The 17,995-nt window shown below is 58.4% G+C and carries 12 protein-coding genes; all 12 read left to right on the plus strand.

Annotation, left to right across the window (positions count from 1 at the left end; genetic code table 11):
- Positions 1-70: 70 nt before the first annotated feature.
- The 12 genes from J4772_RS11710 (at position 71) to parE (ending at position 17,420) form a co-directional block, all read left to right on the plus strand.
- Positions 71-1,078 (plus strand): alcohol dehydrogenase catalytic domain-containing protein, encoded by a 1,008-nt coding sequence (locus J4772_RS11710; protein WP_209075343.1) that lies wholly within the window; start codon positions 71-73, stop codon positions 1,076-1,078.
- Positions 1,075-2,085, plus strand: coding sequence for a zinc-dependent alcohol dehydrogenase family protein (locus J4772_RS11715; RefSeq protein WP_209075344.1), 1,011 nt, complete (start codon positions 1,075-1,077; stop codon positions 2,083-2,085). Before J4772_RS11710 ends, J4772_RS11715 begins: the two co-directional genes overlap by 4 nt.
- Positions 2,086-2,546: 461 nt before the next feature.
- Complete coding sequence (locus tag J4772_RS37320) at positions 2,547-3,467, plus strand: DUF6444 domain-containing protein (protein ID WP_209075345.1); 921 nt, start codon at positions 2,547-2,549, stop codon at positions 3,465-3,467.
- Complete coding sequence (locus tag J4772_RS37325; RefSeq protein WP_256442708.1) at positions 3,371-4,021, plus strand: IS66 family transposase; 651 nt, start codon at positions 3,371-3,373, stop codon at positions 4,019-4,021. The genes J4772_RS37320 and J4772_RS37325 overlap by 97 nt, the downstream gene beginning before the upstream one ends.
- Positions 4,022-4,222: 201 nt before the next feature.
- Positions 4,223-4,891, plus strand: coding sequence for an endonuclease III (gene nth / locus J4772_RS11730; RefSeq protein ID WP_209075347.1), 669 nt, complete (start codon positions 4,223-4,225; stop codon positions 4,889-4,891).
- A complete protein-coding gene (locus tag J4772_RS11735; RefSeq protein ID WP_209075348.1) occupies positions 4,888-8,607 on the plus strand; it encodes a dynamin family protein in 3,720 nt (1,239 codons plus the stop codon). The genes nth and J4772_RS11735 overlap by 4 nt, the downstream gene beginning before the upstream one ends.
- Positions 8,608-8,866: 259 nt before the next feature.
- Positions 8,867-10,666: an ABC transporter ATP-binding protein gene (locus J4772_RS11740; protein WP_209075349.1), complete on the plus strand. Its 1,800-nt coding sequence runs from the start codon at positions 8,867-8,869 to the stop codon at positions 10,664-10,666.
- Positions 10,663-12,462, plus strand: a complete 1,800-nt coding sequence (locus J4772_RS11745; RefSeq protein ID WP_209075350.1) for an ABC transporter ATP-binding protein — start codon at positions 10,663-10,665, stop codon at positions 12,460-12,462. The genes J4772_RS11740 and J4772_RS11745 overlap by 4 nt, the downstream gene beginning before the upstream one ends.
- A gap of 136 nt (positions 12,463-12,598) precedes the next feature.
- A complete protein-coding gene (locus tag J4772_RS11750; protein ID WP_116061018.1) occupies positions 12,599-13,417 on the plus strand; it encodes a GDSL-type esterase/lipase family protein in 819 nt (272 codons plus the stop codon).
- Between the two features lie 23 nt (positions 13,418-13,440).
- A complete protein-coding gene (locus J4772_RS11755) occupies positions 13,441-14,406 on the plus strand; it encodes an ABC transporter ATP-binding protein (RefSeq protein ID WP_209075351.1) in 966 nt (321 codons plus the stop codon).
- Positions 14,399-15,388: an ABC transporter permease gene (locus tag J4772_RS11760; RefSeq protein ID WP_116061020.1), complete on the plus strand. Its 990-nt coding sequence runs from the start codon at positions 14,399-14,401 to the stop codon at positions 15,386-15,388. Before J4772_RS11755 ends, J4772_RS11760 begins: the two co-directional genes overlap by 8 nt.
- Before the next feature lie 58 nt (positions 15,389-15,446).
- Positions 15,447-17,420, plus strand: coding sequence for a DNA topoisomerase IV subunit B (parE, locus tag J4772_RS11765; RefSeq protein WP_209075352.1), 1,974 nt, complete (start codon positions 15,447-15,449; stop codon positions 17,418-17,420).
- The last annotated feature ends 575 nt before the right edge of the window (positions 17,421-17,995 follow it).

A 17,995-nucleotide genomic window follows, 5' to 3' on the forward strand; every position in this document is an offset into this window, starting at 1 on the left:
CTCGCGTCCGGACTGCTGTCGTACTTAAGGAAAGGGCGATCGAATCTACGATCGGACAGGAGGAGAGAAAATGAAAGCGTTAGTCTACAAGCAGCCCGGGGACGTCCGCGTCGAGGAGCGGGAGATTCCCGCGCCGAAGCCGGGGGAAGCGCTCATCCGGGTCGCCGCCGCGGGGCTCTGCGGCACGGACCGGCATATCGCGGACGGCAGCTATCGCGGCGCGCCCGGCATTGTGCTCGGGCATGAGCTGGCGGGCGTCGTCGTCGAAGTCGGCTTGGGAGTCAGGGGCCTGACTGTCGGGACGGCGGTAGGCGTCGATCCTAATCTGGCGTGCCGGGCCTGCGAACGGTGCCGCGCGGGCAAGCCCCATCTGTGCGCCAGCGCCCAGGCGGTAGGCGTCACCCGGGACGGAGGACTAGCTCCCTATGTGTGCGTGCCGACGGAGCTGCTCTCGCCGCTTCCGGCAGGGCTGTCTCCCGTACAAGCGATATTGGGAGAGCCGCTGTCGTGCGTTGTGCACGCTCTTGATCGGGCGGAGATCAAGCCGGGAGGACGAGCCGCGGTATGGGGGCTCGGCACGGCCGGCATCATGATGATTCAGCTGTTGAAGGCGATCGGCCAGACTAGAATCGTCGGCGTGAGCCATCATGAAGACCACCGCAGGCTTGCGCTGCGTGCCGGAGCGACGGAAGTGATGACTCAGGAGGAAGCGAGAATCGGACTTGAGGTCGATCTGGCGGTGGAGGCGTCCGGCTCGCCGTCGGCGTTCGGACCGGCGTTCGACGCGCTCGCTCCCGGAGGAACGCTGCTCGTCTACGGCGTCATGAATCCGGAGGATACGGTTGCGCTCAAGCCTGAAGCGATGTTCCGCAAGGAGCTGCGGATCGTGGCCAGCTATGTCGGCCCGTCGACGCTCGACCGGGCCTTGTCCCTGCTGAGCGCCGGCACCGTCGACGCGGAACTGCTGCTGGGCGACCGCCTGTCGCTTGAGGAAGCGCGGGAATGGGTGCTGAAGCAGGGACCGAGGAGAAAAGCGAAGGCGCACGTTATTTTCGAACACGAGGAGGCAATGCCATGAAAGCGCTGGTGATGGAGCAGGCACGACGGGCGGTCGTCAAGGAGGTTCCCTATCCGGCGCCCGGCCCGGGGGAGTTGACGATCCGCGTGATGGCCTGCGGCATTTGCGGCACCGATCTGCACATTTATCAGGGAACGTTCCTGCCCGCTTATCCGCTTATTCCCGGACACGAGTTCGCGGGAGTCGTGCATGAGGTCGGAGAGGGAGTTGTCCGTTTTCGGTCGGGGGATCGAGTGGCCGTCGATCCGTCCTTGTTTTGCGGCAAATGCGATTACTGTCTGAGCGGCCGGGGCAACCATTGCGTCGAGTGGCAGGCGACGGGCGACACGGTAAACGGGGCGATGGCGGAATTCGTGCGCGTGCCGGAGGAGACCGCGTTTGCGATGCCTGAGGGCATGACATTTGCCGAAGGGGCGTTTATCGAACCGATCGCCTGTGTCGTGCACGGCATGAATCAGCTTGAACTGAAAGTCGGACAGAGCGTGCTGCTGTTCGGGGCCGGAAGCATGGGTCAGCTACTGATCCAGGCGTTGTCGCACGCGGGAGCGGGGGAATTGGCCGTTGTCGACGTCGCGCAGGGCAAGCTGGACATGGCGCTGCGCAACGGCGCGACGCATGCTTATTTCAGCAGCGAGATCGGGGCGGCACTGGCGGGGCGCAGACGACATAGCGGCTTCGACGCGGTCATCGACGTTACCGGAATTCCGTCCGTCATCGAGTCGCAGTTTCAGTATTTGGCGCCGAAGGGGACGCATCTGCAGTTCGGCGTTGCGCCCCGCGACGCCGTGATCGGCATCCGTCCGTTCGATATTTACCACAACGACTGGAAGCTGGTCGGATCGATGGCGGTGAACCATACGTTCAAGCCGGCTATGGACTGGATCGCCGCCGGACGATTCGATACGGCGCCGCTCGTCTCCAAGGTTATTCGCCTGGAGGACGTTCCGGCCTTCTTCGAGGCCGGCAAGGCCGCCGAGTTGATGAAGGTACAGATCAGCTTCGAGTAACTAAAGCAGCAGCATAAACGGCGGTGCAGGGGAACGGGTCCCGCACCGCCGTTTATGCTGCTGCGCGCTAGTTGGAGTAGAACCCTCCCAGATACCTATTACCCAGGTATCGGCTCAAACGGATCGAATAAGTCCCTCCCAGATACCTATTACCCCGGCATCGGCTCAGACGGATCGAATAAGTCCCTCCCAGATACCTATCACCTCGGCATCGGCTCAGACGGATCGAATAAGTCCCTCCCGGATACCTATGACCCCGGCATCGGCTCAGACGGATCGAATAAGTCCCTCCCAGATACCTATCACCTCGGCATCGGCTCAGATGGATCGAATAAGTCCTTCCCAGAGTTACTACTTACGTCTCCCTGAAATCCTAGGGAGATGTTTTCTGCTTTAAAGGGTTTTCGGTATGTGATGTAGAAGTATTCTCCAATCAGATTTTGCGGAAGGAGTGCGTGCAAGTGAAGCTAACATCGAAACAGGTTCTACACGTTAGTAAAGGAGATACCGAGATTGCCGGCTTTATTTCCGCGCTCCTCACCCAAAATGAAAAGTTAACCGAGATCGTGGAAACGCAAGCCCGGCAGATCCATAAACTCGAACATCGCGTACAAGATTTAGAACGCCAGCTCGGTCAAAATAGCAATAATAGTAGTAAACCCCCTTCGAGTGACGGACTGCGCAAAAAGAATAACTTACGCGAGCCCGGGGGCAAGCGTGGTGCGCCTAAAGGACATGAAGGGCATACCCTTCGTTTCCATCCGGTGCCGGATGAAGTGGTCATCCATCCCCTGACCACCTGCAAAAACTGCAATTATGCCTTAGCGGAAGTACCTGTGCAGAATTGGATCAAAAGGCAGGTACTTGACTTGCCTCTTGCTCCACTCGTCACGACCGAGCATCGCGCCGAAGAGAAGCGCTGTCCCTGCTGCCGCACGCTACAAAGCGCTACGTTTCCCCCTACAGTGAAAGCCCCTGTGCAATACGGAGAAAGCTTTGCAGCCTGGACGACGTATCTGAGTGTGTATCAGTTACTTCCCTTGAAACGCATTACCCAATTCTTTTTCGATTTGACGGGGTATCGACCGAGCGAGCGTACGTTGCTTGAACAACTGAATACGATGGCCTCTCGTATAGCGGAACATGAATCGGTGATCCAAACCCAGTTGCGCCAAGCCCCTGTCATTTGCTGCGATGAAACACCCATGCGTTTGAACGGGAAACAACAATATCTCCATACCCACTCCACCAGCGAATGGACGTTACTGCATATGAACGAGAAGCGATGTGGGCCGGCATTCGTCGAAATGGATGTGCTGCCCGCCCCTACAAGGGAATCGTCGTGCATGACTGCTTTGTTTCGTATTTCAAATCAGACGTGACGTTCTCCCATGCGCTCTGCAATGCGCATCTCCTGCGGGACTGTCAAGGTGTCGTAGATCACAGTCGACATTCATGGGCAGCCGAGATGAAAGAGCTGCTTCGCCGAAGCTGGAAGCTCGCTAAAGCGGCAAGAGTCTCCGATAGGCGATTGTCAGTTGAAGTCCTCGCCGAGCTTGAGCGGCAATACGATCACATTCTGGCCCTTGGAGAAACGCAGTGGTCTAAAGACAAAGTACCCGAAAAAACGGGGCCGCGAGGACGGAAATGCAAAAGTGTGGCAGCCAACCTTGGAGATCGACTGAAACGCCCCAAAGCGTCGATCCTTCACATTCTTTATGATGACCGAATACCATTTGATAACAATTTGGCCGAAAGAGACATTCGTATGTCCAAGGTGAAACAAAAGATTTCAGGTTGCTTTCGGACAGCGATTGGCGGAGAGCAATTTGCCCGCATTCGCGGGTTTATTTCTACACTGCTGAAACAATCCCTCCCTTTGCACGAATCCCTCGTTTCCGTTCTTCGCGGTCAGTTTCGGTTTAGGGCTACGTAAGTAGTAACGAGAAGAACAGCTTATTGCGCGGCATTCGCTTTTGCCTTTTGCCCGTTTCGGCATTTTTGTCCGCGACTTCGCTTGAAATCCTCAGCCCGCCTACCTTAGGATTTGACGACATTCTCGTTCATTGGCATTGCTGCACGAGCGAACTTCAGGTAGACTAATATGTTAGAGACTTTCTGAAAATGAGGAGCGCTTATGAACGCCGCAACGTTAAGGCAAGTGCTGAATACGATAGCCGAGATGTTTCCGGATGCGCGCTGCGAGCTGAATCACCGCAATCCGTTCGAACTGACGATCGCGGTGCTGCTGTCTGCGCAGTGTACGGACGAAACGGTCAACAAAGTGACGGCTACGCTGTTCGAGAAGTACCGATCCCCGCACGATTACTTATCCGTTCCCCTGGAAGAATTGGAGAACGATATTCGCAGAATCGGGCTGTTTCGCAATAAGGCGGCCAATATCCAGAAGCTGTGCCGCATGGTTATCGACCTGCATGGCGGGGATGTGCCGCGCACGCACGAGGAGCTGACGGCGCTGCCCGGAGTCGGTCGCAAGACGGCTAACGTCGTCATGTCCAACGCTTTCGATGTTCCGGCAATCGCCGTGGATACCCACGTAGAGCGCGTATCCAAGCGTCTTGGCGTCGCCAAGCCCGACGACTCGGTGCTTGAGGTCGAGAAGAAGCTGATGCGCAGAGTGCCGAGAGAGGAATGGACGATTACGCATCACCGGCTGATATTCTTCGGCCGCTATCACTGCAAGGCGCAAAATCCGAAATGCGAGGTTTGTCCGGTGTTGGAACATTGCAAGGAAGGCAAGGCACGAATGATAGCCTCCTTGATGAAGAGGAGCGTATCGAAGTGAAGGCTATCGACCTCGACGCGCCGCCATCCGGCGCGCCGTTATCAGCAGAACTTATTCAATTCCAGGAGGCGCTGCGGCAGATGTCCGTCAGATCGGCCGCCAACGGAGACGAGGTGCAGGCGGCCAAGCTGCAGGAGCTGGCCGGCAAGCTGGAAGGCGGGCGGCTGACCGTCGCCTTCTGCGGACATTTCTCCGCCGGGAAGTCCACGCTCGTCAATACGCTGTGCGGGGCGACGCTGCTGCCCGCCTCGCCGATTCCGACGAGCGCCAACGTCGTGACGGTCGTTAACGGGGAGCCGTTCGCGGAAACGGAATTCCGCGATTCGAAAGGCAATATTCACCCTGCTCGCACGATTGCGGTCGAGCAACTGCACGGCTTTGCGGTGGACGGGGAAGGCGTCACCTCGATTCGCGTATCCTACCCGATTCCGCTGCTGGGCGATCGCATGGCGATCGCAGACACTCCAGGCGTCGATTCGACGGACGGCGCGCACCGCGCGGCGACCGAGTCCGCTCTGCATATGGCGGACGTCGTTTTTTTCGTGACCGATTACAACCATGTGCAGTCCGAGGTGAACTTCCGGTTTCTGCGCAGTTTAGCCCGTTGGGGCAAGCCGACGTATCTGATCGTGAATCAGATCGACAAGCACAGGGAGGAGCAGCTTTCGTTTGCGGAGTTCCGGGATAGCTTAAGAGAGGCGTTGGCCAACTGGGATATCGAGCCTGCGGCTACGCTATTCCTGTCGCTGCGCGAGCCCGATCACCCGCTGTCGCAATGGAGTCAACTGCTGGAGCTCATGGAACAGCTTCAGCCGCTTGCCGATCCGCTTGTTCTGAGAAGCGTAACCCGTTCGGCCGTCTACTTGGCGGAGCAATACCGCGAGACGCTGCATGAGCGCAACCAGGAGAAAAGACAGCAGCTCCAGGAGCAATTGGGCGAAGACGGCGAGACGGAGCGGAGAGCGGCGCTCCGCGCCGAATGGGAGGCGGAACTGGCTCAATTAAGGTCGGCAGGCGATCTGCGCAAAGAACGCGTGCGGGTCGAAATGGACCGGTTGCTGGGCAACGCCAATCTGACGCCCGCCGAGACGCGCGAGAAAGCGCAGGCGGTGCTTGCTGCGATGCAGCCGGGATTTAAAGCCGGCTGGCTGGCCGGTGCGGCGAAAACCGAGGCGGAGAGAAACGCGAGACTAGGCAGGCTGACAGACGATTTCAACAGACAGGTGTCGGCGAACGTTACCGGGCACCTGAAGGAGCTGCTGCGTCGGGAAGCGGAGCAGAGCGGATTGGCCGGAGAGGAACTGGAGCGATCGCTGGACGACATCTTCCGCCCCGTACAGCCGGAATGGCTTCGCTCGCTCGTGAAGCCGGGCGCAGGCTCGGAAGGTCAGGCGACGCTGCACTATTCGGCGGAGATCAGCACCGAGCTGAAGTCGCTGTATCGCAAGGCGGCGTTCCAATGGATCGACGAGCTGCAGGAGAGAGATCGTCCCGCATTGGAGGAGCAGACAAAGGAAGTCGGCGCCAAGCTGTCTAAGCTTGCGGAGGCGGATCGCATTGCGGGAAGGATCGACGAGTTGGAGCGCGAGGAACGCGAAGAGGAGCGGCAGCTATTGGCTATGCTGCCGGAGGATGGGAGCAACAGCGGGCTGAGACTTCCTGCTCCGGTGGGCATTTCAAGCGACCGGCTGGAGGAATTGGCGAGCGAAGCGGCGGCAGGGCTGAATACGGCAGGAGATCCGGACGGAAGCGCAGAAGCCTCCGACGACTTGCCTTTTGAGGAGCAGCCGGAGGTCGCCGACGCTCAGCCGACCCGTCTGGGCGCGCCGCAGGGAGCTGCGGAGATGCTGGAGCGCTCTGCCGCGCTGTTGGGCAACATCGCCGCGCTGCGAGGCGTGGCGGACGGTCTGTACGCCAAGGCGGCTCGATTCCGCGACAAGAGCTTTACGATCGCGCTGTTCGGCGCGTTCAGCGCGGGCAAATCGTCGTTCGCCAACGCGCTCGTCGGCAAGCCGGCATTGCCGGTCTCGCCGAATCCGACGACGGCGACGATCAACCGGATTGTCGCTCCGACAGAGGAGCATCCGGACGGCACGGCGCTCGTCACGATGAAGACGCCGGAGGAGTTCGCCGAAGATATCCGTCATTCGCTGGGGCGGATCGGCATCGCCAAGGAGAAGCTGGAGGAGGCGGGCGCGGATGTGGCGAAGCTGCTGGCGTTGAAGGACCCTGTCGCTGCGGCGGATCTGCATCCTCGCGGACGTCCGCATTTGGCGTTCTTGACAGCTGCGGCCAAGGGATGGGGCGAGTTCGGTTCGCTGCTCGGACAGAAGCTGACGGCAGGCGGAGAGGAGTACCGGAGGTTCGCCGCCGACGAGCAGGCTTCCTGCTTCGTCGCATCGATCGATCTGTACGTCGATTCTCCGATTACGCGCAGCGGCGCGGTGCTTGTCGATACGCCGGGGGCGGATTCGATCAACGCCCGGCATACGGGCGTTGCCTTCCAATATATCAAGAACGCGGACGCGGTCCTGTTCGTGACGTATTACAATCACGCCTTCACGGAGGCGGACCGCGAATTTCTCAATCAGCTCGGCAGCGTCAAGGACGTGTTCGAGCTGGATAAAATGTTTTTCGTCATCAATGCCGCCGACCTCGCTTCGTCCGATACGGAGCTTGAAGCCGTCAAGGAGCACGTTGGAAATCAGCTGCTAAAGCACGGTATCCGCAAGCCGCGATTGTTCGGCGTCTCCAGTCTGAACGGATTGCAGGCGAAGCAGTCGCGCAGCCGCGCGGCGCTGGAAGCTTCCGGGCTGGCCGAATTCGAGGGCGCTTTCCGCCGCTTCTCCGAGGAGGAGCTGGGAGGCTTGGCGCTGGCGTCGGCCAATAAGGAGCTGGACCGCGTCGACAAGCTGCTGGACAGCTGGCTGCAATCGGCCAACGCCGACGCCGCGACCCGCGAAGCGAAGGCAAAGCGGTTGACGGCGCAGGCGGAGCGCTGGCGCGCCGAGGGCGGAGATTCCGTTCCCGCGGCGGCAGTGCAGCCGCTCAGTCAGGAAGTGGGGGAGCAGCTGTACCATTTGCGTCAGCGGCTGAAATTCCGCTTCAAGGAGCATTTCCAGACGGCGTTCCACCCGTCCATTTTGCAGGACGACGGACGAGATCTCAAAAAGCTGCTGCAATCGTGCGGCGAAGATTTGAAGCGATCGTTGACAGAGGATCTGCTGCAGGAGCTGAGGGCGGCGGGACTCCGGCTCGAAGGGACGATCGGCGCGCTTGCGGACAAGACGCTCGGCTCGCTGTCCGGACTTGCGGAGATGGAGCGCGAAGGCTTTGCTCCGGAGCCGGCAGGCAAGCCGGCATTGGAGCTGCCGCTTCCCGAGCCTTTCGCCGCAGGCCCGAATTTCGAGGTCAGACAGCTGTGGAATGCGTTCCGCTCTCCGAAGCATTTCTTCGAGCAGGAAGGCGCTGCGGAGCTTCGGAGCGACCTGGAAGGCACACTGTTGGGGACGATCGACGAGGTGCTTGAGGCGTTGAAGCGGCAATGGGAGCAATCGACGGAGCAGGCGCTGCAGCAAACCGTTCGCGCGGCCGCTTTGGCGTGGTCCGAACAGCTTGCGGCTTTTGCGCTCAGCATGAGCGAGGCGCTTCGCCAACCGGGCGAAGAACGTTATTTGCAGGATTTGCGGGAGCAGTGGCAGAAAATCAGGCAGTAACGGGTAGAATCGGCCCTTTTTCATCTTTTCGGAGATGGAAAGGGGCCTTTTCTTTGCTTGCCTGCGTTTTCCTTTGTTTAATGGACCAACAAGGGGAAGTAGGGTATGAAAAGCGACCATATCGAAGATATCCGGTGATTATCCGTCAATGACTGCGGCAGTTTCCTTCGTAAGCGCGAATAGCGCGAAATAACGCTGTTGCCGGAGGTGGGGGATTCGGCTAAACTGCCGTAGAAAGCAGCGAGGAGGGGAACCATTTTTGGATATTTTTCGCGCATTAAAGGCCTATTATTGGAAAGACAAAGGCTTCCTGTGGGGATCGATAGCCGGACTTGCGATCGCGACAGCGCTAGGACTGATTTATCCCCTGCTGCTCAGGACGCTCATCGACGATATGATCGTTCCTGGTAAATTCGAAGGCGTGCTTGGGCTCACGCTGACGGCGGTAGGGATCATTTTCGTCAAAGCCGCATTCCAGTATGTACACGGTTTCAGCGGAGGGCGGCTCGGCAACCGCATTGCGTATCGGCTGCGCAACGCCTGCTATGAGAAGCTGCAGCAGTTATCCTTTTCCTACTATGATACGGCCAGAACGGGCGACCTGATGTCGCGGCTTACGGCCGATATCGAAGGCGTGAGGATGTTTATCGGCTTCGGCTTCGCGCAATTGCTCAATACGGCGCTGCTCATCGTATTCGGGTTTGGCATGATGTTTTTTATCGACTGGCCGCTTACGGTGCTCATTCTCGTCTTTATCCCGGTGCTCGGCTTCGTGGCGATTCGTTTCGAGCAGGCCATCCATCCGGTGTTCCGTTCGATTCGGTCCGCGGTGGGCCGTCTGACGACTCGGGTGCAGGAAAACATTACCGGAGTCAGAACGGTCAAATCGTTTGCTCGGGAGCCCTTTGAGATTAACAAGTTCGTTAAAGAAAATATAGATTATCGGGACAATCATCTCACGCTCGCGGACGTATGGGCGAAGTATTTTCCCATGATGGAGTTTATTGCCAACCTCAGCGTCGTCACGCTGCTGCTAGCAGGCGGCTGGCGCGTAATCGTCGGCACGATGACGCTGGGCGAACTGGTCGCGATTACGGGAATGCTCGGTTTCATCGTGGCGCCGCTCTGGACGCTTGGCTTCCAGATTAACGGCTATACGCAGTCCAAAGCGTCCGGCGAACGGCTGCTCGAGCTGCTGTATCAGCCGATCGCGGTCAAAAACCGCGAGCAAAGCCTTGTGCTGGACGATGCGGAGGTCAAGGGAAGTATCCGCTTCAACGACGTCAGCTTCCGCTATACGAACCGCGACGATCTGCCTTCCGCTCTGCTGGGGCTAGAGCTCGACGCGCCGGCCGGAACTGTCGTCGGCCTCCTTGGAGGAACCGGGTCGGGCAAATCGACGGCCGTCGGCTTGCTGCTTAGAGCTTACGATGCGGGCGAAGGCACGATTACGCTGGACGGCGTAGATATTCGCCATATCGAGCTGGACAGCTTGCGCAGGCAGATCGGCATTGTGTTCCAGGAATCGTTCCTGTTCTCGACGACGATCAAGGAAAACATCAGCTACGGGCGACCGGACGCAACGATGGAGGAGATCGAGGAGGCGGCGCGCTACGCGCAGGCCGACGGCTTCATCCGCGAGCTTCCGCTTGGCTACGATACGATTGTCGGCGAACGGGGCATGGGCTTGTCGGGCGGACAGAAGCAGCGGATCGCCATCGCTCGGGCGCTGCTGAACAAGCCGAAAGTTTTAATTCTCGACGATGCCACAAGCGCACTCGACATGGAGACGGAACACGAGATTCAGACCGCGATTCGCAAAGTCATGGCCGGCAGAACCGTGTTTATGATCGCGCACCGGATTTCGACTTTACGCCATGCCAACGAAATTATCGTGCTGGATCGCGGCCATACGATTCAACGGGGAACGCACGATAAGCTCGTTCGCCAGCCGGGGCTCTATCGCGAGACGTACCGGATTCAATATGCCGATCGCCCGGATGAGCTGGATTACGCAGCGGATGCGGACGACTCGGGGGAAAGGCGGGTGTCGGGATGAGTCGCCAATTCATATACCAGGACGACGAACTGATCGAGAAGCCGTTTAACTGGAAGCAGATGGCCCGGCTGATTACGTATGTGAAGCCTTACAAGGCCGAGGTCGGCAAAGTTATAATCGTGATGCTCGTGTTCGGGATGCTCTCGAAGCTGGCGATCCCGTATCTGACAATGCTGGCGATCGACAAGGCGATTTTCCCGAAGGGAAGCGAGGGCAATCTTACTTTGCTGTTGACGCTTTCCGCCGCGATGCTAGTGCTGTACGTCACGCGCTGGTGGGCGCAAAATTATACGATTCGTCGCACGAACGAGATCGGGCAGAAGGTTATTTTCGACTTGCGGGCTGCTTTGTTTAAGCACATTCAATCGCTGTCGTTCCGCTTCTTCGACAAGCGCCCGGCGGGCTCCGTGCTCGTCCGGGTCACGAACGACGTTAATTCGCTGCAGGATATGTTCACGAACGGGGTCGTTAACACAGCGATCGACATCGTGCAGCTGATCGGCATTACGATTATTCTGCTCTTCATCGAGCCGAAGCTGGCGCTCGCCGTCATTGTAACCGTTCCGCTCATGTTCTTCGTCTCGACGACGCTGCGCAAAAAAATCCGCATGGCTTGGCAGGTCGTCCGCATCAAGCAGTCGCGCATCAACGCGCATCTGAACGAGAGCATCCAGGGCATTCGCGTGACACAGGCGTTCGCTCAGGAGAAGGAGAACATCGGCTTTTTCGACGGGATGAACTCCAGCAACATTCGCTCGTGGAACCGGGCGTCGGCGCTGAACCAACTGTTCGGACCGCTGATCGAAGTGACGTCGGCGATCGGCACGCTCATTCTGCTGTTGTACGGCACGTATCTCATTCAATCCGAAGCGATGACCGTCGGCGTTCTCTTCGCGTTCATCACCTACGTCGGCAGCTTCTGGGAGCCGATTACGCGTCTGGGCAACATGTATTCGCAAATGCTGATCTCGATGTCCTCGGCCGAGCGCATTTTCGAGTTTATGGACGAACGGCCGGCCGTTCCGGAAAAGGAAGACGCCAAACCGATCTCCGAGCTGCAGGGCCGCGTCAAGCTTGAAAACGTTACGTTCGGCTACGAGAGCGACCGTCCGGCGCTTAAGGGCATTAACCTCGACGTGGAGGCGGGGCTATCGGTGGCGCTCGTCGGTCATACCGGCTCGGGCAAGAGCACGATCGTCAACCTGATCTGCCGCTTCTATGATACGGTGGAAGGCCGCGTGCTGATCGACGGTCAAGACGTCCGAGACGTGACGATCGACAGCCTGCGCTCGCAGATCGGCATCGTGCTTCAGGATACGTTTATTTTCTCGGGCACCATCCGTGAAAACATTCGTTACGGACGTCCCGACGCTACGGATGCGGAGATCGAAGCGGCGGCCCGCGCTGTGCGGGCGCACGATTTTATCGTCGACCTGCCGAGCGGCTACGACACCGAGGTTGAGGAGCGGGGCAACGCGCTTTCCGTCGGGCAACGGCAGCTGCTCAGCTTCGCCAGGGCGCTGCTCGCCGATCCGCGCATTCTCGTGCTGGACGAAGCGACGGCCAGCATCGATACGGAGACGGAGCTGCGCATTCAGGAAGCGTTGTCGACGCTGCTGCAAGGACGCACCTCGTTTATCGTCGCGCACCGTCTGTCCACGATCCGTCATGCCGACTGCATCGTCGTGCTGGACCACGGAGAAATTATGGAGATGGGCAACCACGACGAGCTAATGAAGCGGCCCGGCCATTATCGCAGTCTGGTCGAAGCGCAGTACCGTTTTTTGTCCGCATAATCGAGTTTATGTGCCGGCCTGTGGGCGCCGAGAGGCGTCGTCAGGCCGGTTTTTCAATTTTTTTTCGGCCAACGGATTTGTAAAATGCGGCAATAACCGTTATCGTTAAAATCATCGAGGATCGGGAGGGAATCGGATGAAATCGTCTTCCATGCTATGGAGAACGCTTGGCATCGTGTCGCTTGTTTGCTTGTTGACTCTGTTGACAGGGTTCGGATGGGCGCTTAAGGACAGCTGGTTTCCGAAGGAGGGAATGGCGCTTCCCGAAGCGGCGGCGCCGGAGACGGCGGTCGGAGGCAAATGGAGCGAGAAAAGCGAGCTGTACGTAACCGCTCTGGGAGATTCGTTAACGAAGGGAACGGGCGATACGACGGGGGAAGGCTATGTGGCGCGCACGATCGCTTCGCTTTCCAAGAGAATGGACAAGCCGGTTTATCTGGTCAACAATATGGCCGTCAACGGGATGAGAGCCGATCAATTGTCCGGCAGGCTGGACGACAAAGGCTTCATTAACGCGGTCGGACGGGCGGATATTGTGCTGCTGACGATCGGGGGCAACGACCTGTTCCAGGTCGCCCAGGGCGGCGGCTCGCTGGCGCAAGGAGGCGACTTGTCGCCGGAGGCGCTGCAGGAGCGGCTGCCGGACGTGAAACCGCGGCTGAAGGAAGTGTTCGATAAAGTCAGAGCCGTTAATCCGGTCGCTCGCATCGTCTACGTTGGGCTTTACAACGCCTTCTATGACGTGCCGCAGATGCGGGGGGCCGCCAGCGAGACGATCGCCGACTGGAACGGCTACGCTTACGAGCTGGCGCTGGCGGACGGCAACGCGACGGTCGTTCCGACGTACGATCTGTTCGAGTTTAATCTGAAGGACTATTTGTCTTCGGATCACTTTCACCCGAACGCGCTCGGGTACGAACGGATCGCCGGAAGAGTCGTTGACGCGCTGCAATAACTCGGATGAAGGGGGGCACGGCTATGGGAAAACAGATGGAGAAGACCGTATTGTCGGTACGCGGACTGAGAAAAAAAATTGGACGCAAGCCGATCATTCATAACGTTTCCTTCGATGTGAACGCGGGAGAGATTTTCGGATTTCTCGGACCGAACGGCTCGGGCAAAACGACGACGATCCGCATGCTGGTCGGCCTGATCAAGCCGACGGAAGGCGATATCGTCGTCTGCGGCGAGAACGTGCGCACGCATCCGGAGCGCGCGCTTGCGCATATCGGCTGCATCGTGGAAAATCCCGAGATGTACGGGTTTATGACCGGCTGGGAAAATCTTGCCCACTTCGCCCGCATGCAGCCGGATATTCCGGAGCAGCGCATCGTCGAGGTCGTGGAGATCGTCGGACTCGACCAACGCATTCACGACAAGGTCAAAACCTACTCGCTCGGCATGAGACAGCGGTTAGGCATCGCCCAGGCGCTGCTGTGCAAGCCGAAGCTGCTCATTCTGGACGAGCCGACGAACGGCCTTGACCCGAAAGGAATCAAGGAGCTGCGCGAGTTTATCCGCATGCTGGCGGAGAGCGGCATGAGCCTGTTTATTTCCAGTCACCTGTTAAGCGAAATCCAGTTGATGTGCGACCGCGTGGCGATTATCGCGCATGGCGAAGTGATCGCCGTCGGCGAGGTCGACGAGCTCGTCTCGCAGGCGGGAGCGTATACGGTATGGCAGGTCGATCGCCCGGACGAAGCCAGGCGGATGTTTGCGGATCAGCCGGACGTCAGGCTTGTGCCGGAGCGGGAGCATCGTATCGATGAGGCGCTGCTGTCGGCGATGGACGAGCCGATCGTCACGGTCGTGGACGAAAGCCGGATCTCGGGCTGGGTGAACCGGCTCGTCGGAGCTGGCGTCGGGATCGTGTCGGTGCAGCGCGTCGCGCCCTCTTTGGAGGAGCTATTCCTGAAGCTGACGGAGGGGGAGCAAATTGGCTAATCTGCTGGCGCTTATTCAGAACGAGACGTTAAAGGTGTGGAAGAAAAAACGCTTCGCGGTTGTCGTGCTTATTTTGCTTATTCTGATCCCTGTATTCGTCTATGCTCAGATGAAGGTCGCGCAGAACAGCGCCGACAAGTTCCGGACGGACTGGCGGGCCGAGCTGCAGAGCCGGATTACCGACAATACGAACGCGCTAAGCAGCGACCGGATTCCCGAGGAATGGAAGCAGTGGCGCAAGGCGATCGTTCAGCAGTTGCAATATTATCTCGATCACGACATCAACCCCGAATCGCCGAACGCGGTTACGTTTACCCGGCGGTTTATGGATAATGCGGTCAGTCTGTTTATCCCGCTCATGGTGCTGGCGATCGCATCGGATTTAGTCTCCTCGGAGCGCTCTACGGGCACAATCAAGATGCTGCTGACGAGGCCCGTGCGAAGATGGCGCATTTTATTTTCAAAATTAGCGACACTGACCTTATACGTCTCTCTTATTCTCGTCACCACGATTGCGCTCTGTTATGTCATATCCGGCCTCGTGTTCGGATACGGAGGCTGGGGAGAGCCGGTGTTCGTCGGCTTCCGCGTCGAGGGAGCGGAGGTCGATACGACGAATGTCCATGCCGTCACACAGGGCGTATATGTGCTTATGCAAGCCGGGCTAATCTGGTTTGCCGCAATGGTGGTGGCGCTGATCGCGCTGATGATATCCGTGCTCGTACGCAGTACGGCGGCGAGTTTCGTGACGATGATGGCGGCGATTATTTCCGGTACGTTGCTGGCGAACATGGCCTCCTCTTGGAAAACGGCCAAATATTTATTTAACGTCAATCTCGAACTATCCGCATATTTACGGGGTACTCCGCCTCCGGTGGAGGGCATGTCGCTCGGATTTTCGCTTGCCGTGCTGGGGATTTGGGGGCTTGCGGCGGTGATCGTTTCTTTCTCCGTCTTTACGAAGCAAGACATCTTGAATTAGAATAAACAAAGCGCGTTTATGAGGATAAACGCAAGAGATTACGCAAGGAGGTCCGTTCGTGACCGAAAAAATCGATCTGTTCACCGAATCCGCCGCATCGGCGGTCAGTGAATACAGTGCGGATGATATTCAAATTTTAGAAGGACTAACCGCTGTACGCAAAAGGCCGGGCATGTACATCGGCAGCACGACGACATCGGGGTTGCATCATCTATTATGGGAAATTGTCGACAACGCCGTGGACGAGCATTTGGCTAAATTTTGCTCGCGCATCGACGTCATCGTTCATGCCAACAATTCCGTTACCGTCGTCGACAACGGGCGGGGCATTCCGACAGGGATGCACAAAAGCGGTATCCCTACGCCTCAGGTCGTCTACACGATTTTGCATGCGGGCGGGAAATTCGGCGGAGGCGGCTACAAGAAGTCGGGGGGGCTGCACGGCGTGGGCGCTTCCGTTACGAACGCTCTCTCCGAGTGGCTGGAAGTGGAGATTTACCGCGACGGCAAAATACATAAGATGAGATTCGAGACGTGGGTCGACGATCGCGGCGTCGAGCATGTCGGAGAGCCGGTTACCGGGCTGGAAGTGACCGGAAATACGAACCGCTCAGGTACGAAGGTTACCTTTAAGCCCGATCCGAAAGTGTTCCACGGCAACGTCAGCATGAACTACGACACGCTGTCGGAGCGGCTGCAGGAGATCGCGTTCCTGAACTCGGGGCTTAAGGTCAATATTAAGGACGAACGCAGCGGCAAGTCGGATTCGTTTCATTACGAGGGCGGCGCAAGCCAGTTCGTGCAATTTCTGAATGAGGAGAAATCGGTGCTCCACGACGTCGTACACTTTGCGGCGGAGAAGGACGACATCGAGGTCGAGATCGCTCTGCAGTACAATGACGGCTATACGGAGACGATCGCTTCGTTCGTCAACGCCATTCCGACGCGCGGCGGCGGGACGCACGAGACGGGTTTTAAGACGGCTTATACGCGGGTGATGAACGAATACGCGCGTAAGACGGGTCAACTCAAGGAGAAGGAAAAAAATCTCGAAGGCAACGACTTGCGCGAAGGCATGATGGCGGTCATCAATATTAAAATGTCCGAGGTCGAATTCGTCGGCCAGACGAAGGACCAACTCGGGAGCGCTTCCGCTCGGGGCGCGGTCGATGCGATTGTCACGGACAAGATGGCCGTTTTTCTGGAAGAGAACCCGCAGGTCGGCCAGCTGCTGATCCGCAAGTCGATTCAGGCGTCCAAGGCGCGGGAAGCGGCGCGTAAGGCGCGCGAGGAAATTCGCAGCGGCAAGAAGCGCAGCGAGAGCGCCAGCCTTGGCGGCAAGCTGTCGCCGGCGCAGTCCAAGGACAGCTCCCGTAACGAGCTGTTTATCGTGGAAGGCGATTCCGCTGGCGGGTCGGCCAAGCAGGGACGGGATTCGAAGTATCAGGCGATTTTGCCGCTTAAGGGCAAGCCGATGAATCCGGAGAAGTCCAAGCTTGTCGACATTCTGAAGAACGACGAGTATAAGGCGATTATCGCGGCCGTCGGCGCGGGCATCGGCTCTGAGTTCGACGTCGAGGAGTGCAACTACTCCAAAATCATCATTATGACCGATGCGGACACGGACGGCGCGCACATTCAAGTGCTGCTGCTGACGTTCTTCTACCGGTACATGAAGCCGCTGATCGATGCGGGCAAAGTGTTTATCGCGCAGCCGCCGCTGTACAAGATTACGCGGAAGTCCGGCAAGCTGGAGACGGTTCGCTACGCCTGGACGGACGAGCAGCTCAACCTGTACACGAAGGAGCTTGGCAAGGGCGCCGAGCTGCAGCGTTATAAAGGGTTGGGCGAGATGAACCCCGACCAGCTGTGGGAGACGACGATGAACTACGAGTCGCGTACGTTCCTGCAAGTGCAGATCGAAGACGCCGCCAAAGCGGAGCGCCGCGTATCGACGCTGATGGGCGACAAGGTCGATCCTCGCAAACGCTGGATTATCGAGAACGTCGATTTTACGGAGTACGAGGAGTAAGGGGCGGGCGCCGAAGTCGGCGGAATGGGCGGTGTAACGGTCTGCGGGACCGTTAGAGGCGCCGAAGTCGGCGGAAGTGTCGGTGTAACGGTCTGAGAGACCGTTAGAGGTGCCGAAGTCGACGGAAAAGTCGGCGTAACGGTCTGAGAGACCGTTAGAGGCTCCGAAGTCGGCGGAAAAGTCGGTGTAACGGTCTGCGAGACCGTTAGAGATGCTGAAGTCGACGGAAAAGTCGGCGTAACGGTCTGAGAGACCGTTAGAGGCTCCGAAGTCGGCGGAAAAGTCGGCATAACGGTCTGCGGGACCGTTAGAGGCTCCGAAGTCGGCGGAAAAGTCGGCGTAACGGTCTGCGGGACCGTTATGGGTGCCGAAGTCGGCGGAAGTGTCGGTGTAACGGTCTGCGGGACCGTTAGAGGCGCCGAAGTCGGCGGAAGTGTCGGTATAACGGTCTGCGAGACCGTTAGAGGCTCCGAAGTCGGCGGAAAAGTCGGTGTAACGGTCTGCGAGACCGTTAGAGGCGCCGAAGTCGGCGAGACCGACGTGGCAACGGCCTGTCAGACCGTTACGCGCTCCAA

It is taken from the genome of Cohnella sp. LGH, assembly GCF_017671885.1.
Lineage (GTDB): Bacteria > Bacillota > Bacilli > Paenibacillales > Paenibacillaceae > Cohnella > Cohnella phaseoli.